The organism is Aerococcus loyolae, assembly GCF_002871915.2.
Classification (GTDB): Bacteria; Bacillota; Bacilli; order Lactobacillales; family Aerococcaceae; genus Aerococcus; species Aerococcus loyolae.
Window position 1 is genome coordinate 1,638,162 of the sequence record NZ_CP126958.1, and the last position, 11,939, is coordinate 1,650,100.

Below are 11,939 nucleotides of genomic sequence, written 5' to 3' on the forward strand. Positions count from 1 at the left end.
AAAACTCTTTCTTTTTCGGTTTTTACGCTTGGTAAAATTGGTTTATTAACATTTCTATCTCGCAAAAAATAGAAATGCGGAATGTTATGATAGTATTCAGTTTTCAAAGAACAATAGAGAGTTAGACCTCTCAAAACTAAACAAAGAAGACTCAAATATGTATTCCGAATATATCCTTAGAAAGGAGGTGATCCAGCCGCAGGTTCACCTACGGCTACCTTGTTACGACTTCACCCCAATCATCTGCCCCACCTTCGGCGGCTGGCTCCAAAGGTTACCTCACCGACTTCAGGTGTTACAAACTCTCGTGGTGTGACGGGCGGTGTGTACAAGACCCGGGAACGTATTCACCGCGGCGTGCTGATCCGCGATTACTAGCGATTCCGGCTTCATGTAGTCGAGTTGCAGACTACAATCCGAACTGAGAATGGCTTTAAGAGATTCGCTTGCTTTCACAAGGTCGCTGCTCGTTGTACCATCCATTGTAGCACGTGTGTAGCCCAAGTCATAAGGGGCATGATGATTTGACGTCATCCCCGCCTTCCTCCGGTTTGTCACCGGCAGTCTCGCTAGAGTGCCCAACTCAATGCTGGCAACTAACAATAAGGGTTGCGCTCGTTGCGGGACTTAACCCAACATCTCACGACACGAGCTGACGACAACCATGCACCACCTGTCACTTTGTCCCCGAAGGGAAAGCTCTATCTCTAGAGTGGTCAAAGGATGTCAAGACTTGGTAAGGTTCTTCGCGTTGCTTCGAATTAAACCACATGCTCCACCGCTTGTGCGGGTCCCCGTCAATTCCTTTGAGTTTCAGCCTTGCGGCCGTACTCCCCAGGCGGAGTGCTTAATGCGTTAACTCCGGCACTGAAGGGTGGAAACCCTCCAACACCTAGCACTCATCGTTTACGGCGTGGACTACCAGGGTATCTAATCCTGTTTGCTACCCACGCTTTCGGGCCTCAGCGTCAGTGACAGACCAGAAAGTCGCCTTCGCCACTGGTGTTCTTCCATATATCTACGCATTCCACCGCTACACATGGAGTTCCACTTTCCTCTTCTGTACTCAAGTTCCCCAGTTTCCAATGCACTTCCACGGTTAAGCCGTGGGCTTTCACATCAGACTTAAGAAACCGCCTGCGCCCCCTTTACGCCCAATAAATCCGGACAACGCTTGCCACCTACGTATTACCGCGGCTGCTGGCACGTAGTTAGCCGTGGCTTTCTGGTAAGATACCGTCAAGACTGGAGCAGTTACTCTCCAATTTGTTCTTCTCTTACAACAGAGCTTTACGATCCGAAAACCTTCTTCACTCACGCGGCGTTGCTCCGTCAGGCTTGCGCCCATTGCGGAAGATTCCCTACTGCTGCCTCCCGTAGGAGTTTGGGCCGTGTCTCAGTCCCAATGTGGCCGATTACCCTCTCAGGTCGGCTATGCATCATTGCCTTGGTAGGCCGTTACCCCACCAACGAGCTAATGCACCGCAAGGCCATCGATAAGTGACAGCAAAGCCGTCTTTCCAAAGGCCACCATGTGGCGGCCTTTCCTATGCGGTATTAGCACCCGTTTCCGGATGTTGTCCCCCGCTTATCGGTAGGTTCCTTACGTGTTACTCACCCGTCCGCCGCTAACGTCAGAAGTGCAAGCACTTCGTCGGTTCGCTCGACTTGCATGTATTAGGCACGCCGCCAGCGTTCGTCCTGAGCCAGGATCAAACTCTCATGAAAGAATCATGAGCGTTGATAGCTCATTTGTTTGCTGACTAGTTATAGTCTGGTCTAGACTTATTGTTTGAATTGTTGGTTCATCAACAAAATGTTGATGCCCTACACATTTGGTTCGTCTTCTTTGTTCAGTTTTCAAAGGTCTAATCTTGCTGTCTTCTGCGACAGCGACTTAATTAGTATACCATAGCTTTTAGATTTTTGTCAACAACTTTTTTAAATTATTTTCATTTTCTAAAGTTTTGTTGGCAAAAGCTCTTAGCCAGGAACTATATTATATAATCATTCAGAAGATTTTGTCAATAGCTTTCTGAAATATTTTTTGCTGGGGAGCTGTTCGCTCTCAAGCAACTCTAATAGAGTACCAGCTTATTTAGATATTGTCAACAGCTATGGTATAATTAATTTAAATTTTTATTAGCAGCTCAAGGAGGATTACTATGGATACCTATTTTACTGTTTTACCCCACCAATTGGCTAATCAAGTCGGCTCGGGAAGTTTAGAAGTGCTTTCCAGCCCCTGGCTCTTAGGTTATTTCGAAAATGCAGCAGTACGATTTTTGAAAGACTACTTAGCGGAAGACGAAACAACCGTAGGAACCAATGCTCAGTTAGAACATTTGGCTCCAAGTCTCTTGAATGAAGAAATCCGCATTCACTGTGAATTGGTTGACCACGATGATCGTCATTACCATTTCCAAATGCAAGCCTATTGCCAAGACCAATTAATTGGTCGTTTAGACCACCGTCGAGTGAAAGTCAATAAGGAAAGCTTTATGAAGAAAACCCAAGACAATTCATCCCTTCAATAGAAAAAAGCCTAAGTGGCCCAGCGTCTTTAAGCGCTCAAGGTCAACTTAGGCTTTTTATTATTCGTCATCGCCTTCTTCACGGGGTTGGTAGTGGACTTTGATTTTACGAATCCGTCCATCATCTACATCGGTTGTGGTGAAGAGATAGTCATCAACTTGGATGCTTTCGTTAATAGTATCTTGGGGAAAACGACCCAAGTGTTCAATAATAATGCCGGCCATGGTATCGGAGTCGCCCGAATAGATATGGGCATTGAATAGCTGATTAAACTTATCAATCGGCATACTTCCGTCAATGATATAGGTGTCATCACTAACTTTCTTATATTTAAAGGACATTTCATCGTACTCATCTTCAATGTCCCCGACAATGACTTCAATCAAATCTTCCAAGGTCACCAGACCAACCACGCCCCCATATTCATCTTTTAAGATGGCCATATGGAGGTGGTTACGTTTAAACTCTAAAAGCAAATCATCGATAAAGACCGTTTCCGGTGCAAAGTAAGGCTCGCGCATGATGTTTTCCATCTGAATATTTTCAAAGCCCACCCGGTTGGCTTCCCGTAAAACATCCTTGGCATGGACAATGCCTAGAATATCGTCTTTGTCATCCCGGTAAACCGGAATCCGAGAATATTGGGACTGAAGAATGAGCTGCAAGTTCTCCTCACGGTCATCTTCAATATCCAGCATAAAGGTATCTGTCCGTGGCACCATCACGCCCTTAGCCAGCTTGGAATCCAAGGAGAGCACCCCTTGCATCATCCGGAATTCATCCATATCAATAATCCCGTCATTGCGGCCACTCTCAATTAACTTCCGCATTTCTGAACGGGTCAGGCGTTCTTCTCTTTGGGTAAAGTCGATCGGCGCGATCGCCTTTAAGACGTCAGTCGAGGCGGTTAATAACCAGACGAAAGGGGTAAACACTTTATTTAAGAATGATATCGTTCCTGCCGAGAACAGGCAGTACTTCTCTGGTATCTGGATGGCGACTTGCTTAGGGAAGAGCTCCCCAAAAACTAGGGAGATATATGACAAAATCACCGTAACGATTGCCGTAGCTAGAATTTCGGCAGCGGGAATATTGGCCAAATAAGGCAAGATGTAGCCCACAAAGGTATTGGCAGCCGATGCCGAGGACAGGAAGCCAGCAAAAGTGATTCCTACCTGAATGGTAGACAGAAAGTCATCCGACTTGTCCAGTAATTGAACCACTTTTACAGCACGGCGGTCACCCTCCTCAGCCAATTGGTTGATCTTCCCTTGGTTAACAGAAACAAAGGCCATTTCTGCCCCAGCTAAGAAAGCGTTAATTAAGGTTAATACCAGTATTAAAATTATTTGTCCTAGGATCGAAGAGGCCCCCGGATCTTCCATATATCATTTCTCCTTCATTGCTTCAAAAATGTCTTTATATTAGTCTAGTATATTATAATTTTTTTCGCCCGTCTATACTTTGCTCCAAGCATTCTCTAAGGGAAAACCTAGCCTTCCCTGATCTATCTTCTCTTTCTATAAAAAAGGCCCGGACTAGCCGGGCAAAAACATCTATTCAAATGTCAGCAAGCGCTAAGCGATAAAATTTACAATTGCCGGCGGTTAAAGAGGGGAAAACTGAGACAAAGACTGCTCAGGATCAACCCTGCCGTGGTATAAACCGCTTGACGGTAAGCTTCAAAATCCAAACTTTCTCCTAATAGGGCCTTGCCTTCCGTTAAGAGGATCGGAGAATAATCCTTACTTTGTGGGAAGACACTCAGCACATAAAAGACTAAGAGACTAGCAAACAAGGTCACTAGGACTCCGCTAGAGGAAGTCGCCAGGGTGGAAGCCACTAAGATGAGACTGACAACCAAGAGTCCAAAGCCATACCAGGCTAAGAGAGCAAGGGTTAAATCATCCTGGTTAACACTACCTAAATAATACTGGGTATAAGTTAAGGTGGTTAACCAGCAAATACTATAGGCCCCCGTCCAAAGGGTGAGTAGGAAGATAAATTTGGCGAGGAGGAATTGGCTCCGTTTCAAGCCCTTGGTCAAGACCAGAATCAAGGTCCCCGTCTGGTATTCCTTAGTCAAGAGCTGACTCTCCAAAAAGACAAAGCAGAGCATGGCTAGGGGCAGGTTCTTAAAAAATTGCTCCCAGGCCATGGTCGCCGTCACTTCTACCGCTTGAACCTGGATGGCTAGGCCGTTGTCTTGGCTAGCAATTTGTTCCAGCATCCAAGGAGTTGCTAAGGCCAAGGCGGTATTCATTAAACCAATGACAAAGAAAACCAGAATTAAAATAAAAAGCTGGCCGCCCCGCCACTGGGCTAAAAATTCTTTCTTCAGTAAAGTCATTAATGTCTTCATCGAACCACCTCTTGAAACAAATCATCTAAAGACGTCTCTACCCGCTCAACCTGCCTGAGCGTTAAGTCTTGGTCAGCCAACCAGGCTAAGACAGCTTTTAAGGGATAATCTTGGCTAGAAAAGCGCAACTTACCGGTCTGGTCAAGCTGGCTCTTGGGAAAGGCCGCTTGAAAGCTCAAGCGGTCTTCAGCCTGCTCCAGTTCCACCTGGTAGCTCGGTCCGCCCACCTGATGAGTCAAGTTTTCCAAGGGGCCAGCTAAAGCAATCTGCCCTTGGTTTAAGAGGGCCACATGGCTACACACCTTTTCAACGTCTGACAAGATATGGGTGGAAAAAAGCACCGTGGTTTCCTGGCGAATATTAGATAGAATCGCTAGAATATCCCGCCTTCCTAGGGGGTCCAAGGCCGAAGTGGGTTCGTCGCAAATTAATAATTGTGGCCGACCCATCAGAGCTTGGGCAATCCCTAAGCGCTGCTTCATGCCCCGCGAATAGCCCTTAATCCGCTGCTTGTCTTGGGCTAGGCCGACCAGGTCTAAGAGCTCCTGGCTCCGTTTCTTAGAATCACTGACTGACATGCCAGCAATCTGTCCCAAAAAGCGCAGGTATTCTTCTCCGTTCATAAAGGGATAGAAGGCCGGCACATCCGGCAGGTAGCCAATATAGCGGTTGGTTTGGGTTTGACCATAGCTAACCCGCTCATCCTTGACAAAAATTTGCCCCTGGTCGGCGGACATGAGTCCCAGGATAAGTTTCATGGTAGTGGTCTTACCGGCCCCATTTCTTCCGATAAAACCAAAGACACTCCCTTGGGGCACCGTCATGGATAAATCATCGAGGATGGTATGACTACCGAATTTTTTGGATACTTGGTCCAAGGTCAAAATTGCCATCAGTCCTCCTCCTTACCGAAGATGAGATAGAGAATAGGACCAACAAATTGCATCAAGACGACCACCACGACCAACCAGAAGGTCCGCCCCCCTCTTTTATAGGTCTTGTGGGTGAGGATATGGTGGAGGGTGTAAACTAACAAAGCAACTTGTAAGACGATAACAGGAATTAAAAAGGGTAAATATTCACTCAAGTTATTCATGATGGTCTCCTTCTTTCTGAGCGAGAGTTTCGACGCAATAGCCATGGTAGTGGCAATGCGGACAAGTTAGTTTTCGGGTATAAGGGGTATGTTTAGCAAAAATTGCTGCCATCAGGTCCGGTTGAAAGTCATAATGACATTCCGGACAAATATAGGCCACTTGTTTGAAATAATAACGGCTAATACCAAGTCCATAAGGAATAGCCAGGATGAAATAGAGGGCCAACCAGGCAAAGTTCCCCTGAGTCACCAGTAAGAAAATCGCCAAACCTGCTAAGAGGCTGATCGGCAAAGCCGTTAATAGGATAAAAAGATGTAATTGTTGAACATGTTTGCGTTTATTCATCATTTTGGCAATGCTCGATAAGCCAGTGGCAGAAAGGTCAGTAAATGAATTGAGGCTTTTTTGCAGGGCCCTTAGCCGGTCAAGCTGGGCTTCTTCTTCTTGGCGCTTGGCCTCCAGGGCTTGGATCTGTTGGTCGATTAATAAATCAATCAAGTCCCGGGCATTGTCCTCATCTAGGACTTGTTTAATATCGTCCAGGGAAAAGCCCAGATCTTTCAAAAAGCAGATCGTCTTCATTTGATTGAGGTCGCCTTGGGAGTATAAACGCCGACCCCCTTCAGAAATACTGGTGGGAAGAACCAGACCGCGTTTGTGGTAGTACTGGACCGTTCTCACAGTCACCCCCGCTAATTTAGCCAATTCACCACTTGTATAAGTTGCCATCGATTCACTTCCTTTCTTCTCTTCATTAAGCATTGCTTTTCCTCCTTTCTGCCTGTAGATTAGCTTATGACGCAAGGTCACGAGCAAGTCTTTTCCCCATATTTTTTCAAAAAAATTTCCTTTTTAGGCAAAGACTTCAACAGACAGTCATTTTTTCTCTTCTCAGCTCTTATCTATTTTGTGAATACATACTATTTAAAATTTTGGATAAAAAAAGCTAGGGAAAACCTAGCTTCTTTTTTAAATACGAACTATCTATTCAAAACGTGTTCCAAAAGTCAGCTCTGACGTCCACTTCACAAACTATGTGCGATAGGCTTTCGCCTATCTTCCATAGTTTGCTCCAGTTGCTATAGCTGTTCGAAGCGCTAGCGAGTTACAGATATAGTATGCGTAGCTCTTCAGAGCTCTTTTGACTTTTGTCACACTCTCTTCACATACAAATTCTATATCAAATGTCCTTATGCGATTTTTTCGTGGAAGTGGACTTGACGGTCGATCCAGTACATGAGTGGTGCTGTGATGGCTAAAACAATCAGCTCGCTGACCACTAAGGTGAAGTAGGTGTACCAGAAAGGTAATTGGAAGGCTAAATTCAATTCAAAAGCCACAATGAAAATCATCAATGAGAAAATCACTGTCGTCGCGCCTAAGCGGGCCTTAACGGAAGGAAGCTTAGGGTAGATCCAATCACAAATCAAGAAACTAATCACCGTATGGAAGGTCCCAAAGACCAGGTCATACCAACCTAAGCCATTGGCAAAGCCATAGAAATTGGCAATGAAAACACCTGCCACCACACCCCATTTATAGCGGCGGTCAAAAGCGTTCAAATGGTTAAGCCCTTCAGATAGACGAAATTGAATCGGTCCATAAGCGATTTGCGGGGCGATAAAGTAGATCACCACATAAATCGCAGCCACTAAGGCATTAATGACTAAGGGCCGGGTTTTATTCTCTTGCATAATATTTTCCTCCTAGTTTTTTTACGTTGGATGGTTTCGAACAACGCACACCCCATTGTAACACAATTATTTCTCCTGAAAGAGGTCTTTATGGTCTCTCAAAAAATAACTTCTTGATGCTATAGGAAACCACAACTACCCCTATTCCAGCCGCAGTAAAGCTATGCCATTGCACGAGCGGAATGAGCTGGCCAAATACACCATTGGCTAAAGGTGAAAACAAAGAGCTAAAAACAAAGAGTAAGGAAAATACCCGACCTAAAAATTCCTGGTCACTATGCTTTTGGATAATGGTAAACACCTTAGCGTTAATTTGAACCAGGAAAAAGCCATTTACCCAGGCACACAGGAATATAAAGAAAAGATTCTGAAAGAATCCCGCCATTAACAAGACGACTGCTAGATACTTGACGTCTTGGATAAAGCTTTCTTCTGATTGGCCACTCCCACGATAGCTTAGTATCACGCCTCCAAGAATACCACCCAGAGCTTCTGTACTAAGGACCAGGCTATATATCTTATCAGACTCCTTTAATAAAACATTGATGGCATAGGGAATAACTAATTCATAAGAAGTCATTATAAAGTTTAATTAGGAAATAAAGACCATGACCCCTAAAATCTTTTTCATACTACATACATACATTAAGCCAGAGACAAAATGGGTGTGAAATTGAAAGGACTGACTAGTCGATAAGTGATTACTTTCATGGTAAGGCACAGAAGCAATGATTAGCGCTGATAATAAAAAGGATAAGGCGTTTATCAGGATAAAAAAATTAAAATTATTATTAAGGGAGAGAATAAGCGAACCGATAATCGGAGCGCCTACCTTAATGATACTTGATAGGGTATTTTGGATAGAATTAAAGCGTTCAATAGCCTCCCCTAAAACCACATGAGGGACGATGGCCTTGGCTGCGGGGGAATTGATGGCCAGTGCAAGGCTCAAGATCGCACTGGTAAGAATTAATATTAATTGATCATCAAGATAATCTTTATATAATACAGAACAAGCTAAGCAGGCGAAAAAGCTCATTAAGTCGGAAAAGATTAATAATTTTTTTCGATTCAATTGATCAACAAATGGTCCGACTAGAATATTGGAAAACAATAAAATTGCAGTACTAATACTATTTATTTTCCCTAGTAAGGCCGTATTTTGCGTTTGAGCAACGAGAAACCAATTGATGGCAAATAAGAAAAGGCTATCACCCATTAAGGAGATCCCATAATTTGCCAGTAAAGGGTAACCCTTTCTAAAAGATAACTTTTTATTTCCTCTCAAAATCAATTCACCCCTTTCGCTACTTTCAATAAAATGACCAGAGAACACTTTCCTTGACCACTAATCATCGATTTCTCGTCATCACTGAACCTGAATTTTTAGTTTACTTTTAAATTAATTTAATGATTATATACAGCAAGCGAGTCCTTGTCAATTTCAATCAGAAAATAGGAAAAGCCCCGAGAGTCGTTTACTTTTTCAAGTTTGACTCTAGGGGCTCTTAAAAAATAACAGAAAGCATGCTGTCTACTATTTTATTCTTCTAATCCCACACAAGGTCAGGCCTCGTCAGCGGAGAGTTCTGGCCAAGAGGTCTGCATTTACCTAGTCTTCCTTGACCTTTCTTTCATTCTCCTCTTGCTTTTCAGCCCTTTTCTTTATCGGATTACTTGGATGGGGAAGACTGGGACGCAAGCGCTTGGTCCAAAAACCACCGTGGATATATTTGGCATCATAGGAGATATAGAAGACCTTGGGATCAATGGCTTCAATAGTCCGGCAGACTTGCTGTTCCCGTGACCGTGGAGTTAAGACCGTCATGATTAAGCGGTCGCCATCCCGGCCGTAACCGGTCTGAACCGTCACCCCATAACCTTGTTGGCGCAAGCTTTGGGCCAAATGATTATCGGTTGACTGGGTAAAAATCTGAATCACTGCATGCCCCAGGGCAATCTTATCTTCTAAGAGAATGCCCAGGTAGATCCCAATCCCGTAACCTAGGGCATAAACCACCAGGTAGATCGGAGTTTCCAGGTATTTCATCACTACAGAAAGCCCGATGGTATAGATAGTCACCTCAATCATGGCGATAAAGGGCGCAATGGACCGATAACCCCGCATAGCTAACAAGGTGCGGATAGTATTGAGCATAATGTAAATTAAGTTAATTCCAAAGATAAAAAGTAAAATATACAGGTTCATAACCTTCCTCCTCCCTAGTAAAATTAGCACAGATCAGATTGTAATTAAAGAAATAATAAATAAAAAAGCAATATTAATAAACAAAGAAAAAACTACAGCCAGTCGGCAAAATGTTGCCGGAGACTGTAGTTCTAGCATCCTTTATTCTTCTAAGACCACAAAAGCTTGGGCATAGTCATCGGTATGGGTGATCGAGAGAAAAATCTTGCCCGAATAGACGGCGGTGTTCAGGCAAGGACGTCCCTTTGGGTCATTTAATATTTCTAAGTCCTGGAAGGATAGAGCCAGGCCAATCCCCGTCCCCAAGGCCTTAGCAAAGGCTTCTTTAGCTGCCCAGCGGCCCGAAAGAAATTCCATCTGCCGCTTCCAGCTACTATTGGCTTCCATGGCTTCTCGTTCATTTGCCGTTAAAACCCGACTGGCAAAATCGGGGCGCTGCTTTTGCGCTTTTTCAATCCGTTTGATGTCAACTAAGTCAGTACCTATCCCTTTAATCATCAGCCACTATCCTTTAACGAATGGTAAATGATTGCTTAGTGGATTGGTTTCTAGCTGGCTTGTTGCCTTTCTTAGCCTGGTTGCGCTTATTCTTGCCGGTATGCTTAGACTTGCCTTGGCCTTTATTGTTTTTAGGTCTTTGCTTGGAGTGGTGATTTCTCCCCTTATGCTGGCCTCGGTTTTTAGAGTGGGACTTGCCCCGGTTCTTATCAGAACGTTTCCGCCCTAAAGGCCGTTCAGGCGTGATGGACACCTTGACATCATTTTTATCCTTCATTTGGGAGCGAACCACGGCCAAGGCTAATTGTTCCGCGGTATAGTTTTCGCTGAGGTAGTTGACCACTTCTTCGTATTGGTCATCACGGTCTTCTTCTAAGAGTTCCTCAACCGCAGCTAGAGATTGCTTAACTTGACCCGTGAAGGCTTCTTCTTCCGTTGGTGGACGGAGAGGAGACATTTTTTTGTGGGTTAGGTTTTCAATGGTACGCAGGTAGCCCATTTCATGGTTTGAGACAAAGGTAATCGACATACCGCCCTTACCTGCCCGTCCGGTCCGGCCGATCCGGTGGACATAGCTTTCAGGGTCTTGGGGGATATCGTAGTTATAGACGTGGGTCACATTACTGATATCTAAACCACGGGCAGCCACATCAGTAGCCACTAAAATTTCCAAGCGGCCGTCTTTAAAGTCCTTCATAATGCTCGAGCGTTTTTCCTGGGAAAGGTCCCCATGGATGCCTTCAGCCTGGTAGCCCCGTTCAATCAGCCCGCGACTAACTTCGTCCACCCGACGCTTGGTCCGGGCAAAGACAATAGCCAGTTTGGCATGGCTGACATCAATAAAGCGGGTTAAAAGATCAAATTTTTCCCGGTCATGGCACTTGGTAAAGTACTGGTCGATGGTATCTGCGGTCATTTCCTTGGCTTCAATTTTAACCGTTACCGGGTCTTGCATGAAGTGCTCACCAATGCGTTGGATTTCCTTGGGCATGGTGGCTGAAAAAAGCAAGGTTTGCCGGTTAGACGGAGTAGCGCGGATAATGGTTTCAATGTCTTCGATAAAGCCCATATTAAGCATTTCATCGGCTTCATCTAGGACCAAGGTTTCGATAAAGTTTAAGTTTAAGACCTTGCGTTTCATTAAATCGATTAACCGGCCCGGCGTTCCCACAACGACTGGGGCGCCTTTTTTAATTTGATGGATTTGCCGGCGGATATTGGCCCCACCGTATACATTGACCGTACGGACGCCTTTTTCCTTACCTAGCCGGTAAAGTTCTTGGCCATTTTGGATGGCTAATTCCCGGGTTGGCGCGATCACCAGGGCTTGGATGTGGTCGGTATGGTGGTCGATTTTTTCTAAGAGGGGTAGGCCAAAAGCAGCGGTTTTCCCGGTACCAGTTTGGGCCTGACCTAAAACATCCCGCCCTTCTAAGGCGTAGGGAATGGTTTGTGCTTGGATAGGGGTGGCTTCTTCAAAGCCCATATTCTTGACCGCTTGGAGCAGTCTAGGATCTAAATTAAGTTCTTCAAATTTCATTAAC

Annotated in this window: 12 protein-coding genes, 1 rRNA gene and 1 riboswitch; of the genes, 1 reads left to right on the forward strand and 12 read right to left on the reverse strand. The window is 44.8% G+C overall.

What is annotated here, in order from left to right; all coding sequences use genetic code 11:
* Positions 1–180: 180 nt before the first annotated feature.
* Positions 181–1,728 (reverse strand): 16S ribosomal RNA (locus CJ190_RS07405).
* Between the two features lie 437 nt (positions 1,729–2,165).
* Here CJ190_RS07405 and CJ190_RS07410 point away from each other — a divergent pair.
* A complete protein-coding gene (locus CJ190_RS07410; RefSeq protein ID WP_064293249.1) occupies positions 2,166–2,537 on the forward strand; it encodes a thioesterase family protein in 372 nt (123 codons plus the stop codon).
* Positions 2,538–2,594: 57 nt separating this feature from the next.
* On the opposite strand, the gene CJ190_RS07415 is transcribed toward CJ190_RS07410, so the two are convergent.
* The 11 genes from CJ190_RS07415 to CJ190_RS07465 form a co-directional block, all read right to left on the reverse strand.
* On the reverse strand, positions 2,595–3,920 hold the full coding sequence (locus CJ190_RS07415) for a hemolysin family protein (protein ID WP_064293250.1): 1,326 nt from the start codon (positions 3,918–3,920) through the stop codon (positions 2,595–2,597).
* 206 nt (positions 3,921–4,126) lie between these two features.
* Entirely contained in the window at positions 4,127–4,897 is a 771-nt protein-coding gene (locus tag CJ190_RS07420) for an ABC transporter permease (protein ID WP_082888693.1), read from the reverse strand.
* Entirely contained in the window at positions 4,894–5,790 is an 897-nt protein-coding gene (locus CJ190_RS07425) for an ABC transporter ATP-binding protein (protein ID WP_070597943.1), read from the reverse strand. Before CJ190_RS07425 ends, CJ190_RS07420 begins: the two co-directional genes overlap by 4 nt.
* Positions 5,790–5,993 (reverse strand): PLDc N-terminal domain-containing protein, encoded by a 204-nt coding sequence (locus CJ190_RS07430; RefSeq protein ID WP_064293252.1) that lies wholly within the window; start codon positions 5,991–5,993, stop codon positions 5,790–5,792. Before CJ190_RS07430 ends, CJ190_RS07425 begins: the two co-directional genes overlap by 1 nt.
* On the reverse strand, positions 5,986–6,723 hold the full coding sequence (locus tag CJ190_RS07435) for a MerR family transcriptional regulator (protein WP_064293254.1): 738 nt from the start codon (positions 6,721–6,723) through the stop codon (positions 5,986–5,988). Before CJ190_RS07435 ends, CJ190_RS07430 begins: the two co-directional genes overlap by 8 nt.
* 461 nt (positions 6,724–7,184) lie before the next feature.
* Positions 7,185–7,688, reverse strand: coding sequence for a QueT transporter family protein (locus CJ190_RS07440; RefSeq protein WP_060778710.1), 504 nt, complete (start codon positions 7,686–7,688; stop codon positions 7,185–7,187).
* A 6-nt stretch (positions 7,689–7,694) separates the two neighbouring features.
* Positions 7,695–7,739: riboswitch (PreQ1 riboswitch) on the reverse strand.
* Positions 7,740–7,776: 37 nt separating this feature from the next.
* Entirely contained in the window at positions 7,777–8,268 is a 492-nt protein-coding gene (locus CJ190_RS07445; protein ID WP_224783436.1) for an MFS transporter, read from the reverse strand.
* Between the two features lie 12 nt (positions 8,269–8,280).
* Positions 8,281–9,024, reverse strand: a complete 744-nt coding sequence (locus CJ190_RS07450) for an MFS transporter (RefSeq protein WP_224783437.1) — start codon at positions 9,022–9,024, stop codon at positions 8,281–8,283.
* Between the two features lie 276 nt (positions 9,025–9,300).
* Entirely contained in the window at positions 9,301–9,897 is a 597-nt protein-coding gene (locus tag CJ190_RS07455) for a DUF2179 domain-containing protein (protein WP_064293240.1), read from the reverse strand.
* 141 nt (positions 9,898–10,038) lie between these two features.
* Positions 10,039–10,395, reverse strand: coding sequence for a holo-ACP synthase (gene acpS / locus CJ190_RS07460; protein ID WP_064293241.1), 357 nt, complete (start codon positions 10,393–10,395; stop codon positions 10,039–10,041).
* A 13-nt stretch (positions 10,396–10,408) separates the two neighbouring features.
* Positions 10,409–11,935 (reverse strand): DEAD/DEAH box helicase, encoded by a 1,527-nt coding sequence (locus CJ190_RS07465; protein ID WP_064293242.1) that lies wholly within the window; start codon positions 11,933–11,935, stop codon positions 10,409–10,411.
* Between the last annotated feature and the right edge of the window lie 4 nt (positions 11,936–11,939).

Bases quoted from the DNA above. Each gene is read 5' to 3' on its own strand.
- CJ190_RS07410 (WP_064293249.1), top strand. From the start codon at position 2,166: ATGGATACCTATTTTACTGTTTTACCCCACCAATTGGCTAATCAAGTC.
- CJ190_RS07415 (WP_064293250.1), bottom strand. From the start codon at position 3,920: ATGGAAGATCCGGGGGCCTCTTCGATCCTAGGACAAATAATTTTAATA.
- CJ190_RS07420 (WP_082888693.1), bottom strand. From the start codon at position 4,897: ATGAAGACATTAATGACTTTACTGAAGAAAGAATTTTTAGCCCAGTGG.
- CJ190_RS07425 (WP_070597943.1), bottom strand. From the start codon at position 5,790: ATGGCAATTTTGACCTTGGACCAAGTATCCAAAAAATTCGGTAGTCAT.
- CJ190_RS07430 (WP_064293252.1), bottom strand. From the start codon at position 5,993: ATGAATAACTTGAGTGAATATTTACCCTTTTTAATTCCTGTTATCGTC.
- CJ190_RS07435 (WP_064293254.1), bottom strand. From the start codon at position 6,723: ATGGCAACTTATACAAGTGGTGAATTGGCTAAATTAGCGGGGGTGACT.
- CJ190_RS07440 (WP_060778710.1), bottom strand. From the start codon at position 7,688: ATGCAAGAGAATAAAACCCGGCCCTTAGTCATTAATGCCTTAGTGGCT.
- CJ190_RS07445 (WP_224783436.1), bottom strand. From the start codon at position 8,268: ATGACTTCTTATGAATTAGTTATTCCCTATGCCATCAATGTTTTATTA.
- CJ190_RS07455 (WP_064293240.1), bottom strand. From the start codon at position 9,897: ATGAACCTGTATATTTTACTTTTTATCTTTGGAATTAACTTAATTTAC.
- acpS (WP_064293241.1), bottom strand. From the start codon at position 10,395: ATGATTAAAGGGATAGGTACTGACTTAGTTGACATCAAACGGATTGAA.
- CJ190_RS07465 (WP_064293242.1), bottom strand. From the start codon at position 11,935: ATGAAATTTGAAGAACTTAATTTAGATCCTAGACTGCTCCAAGCGGTC.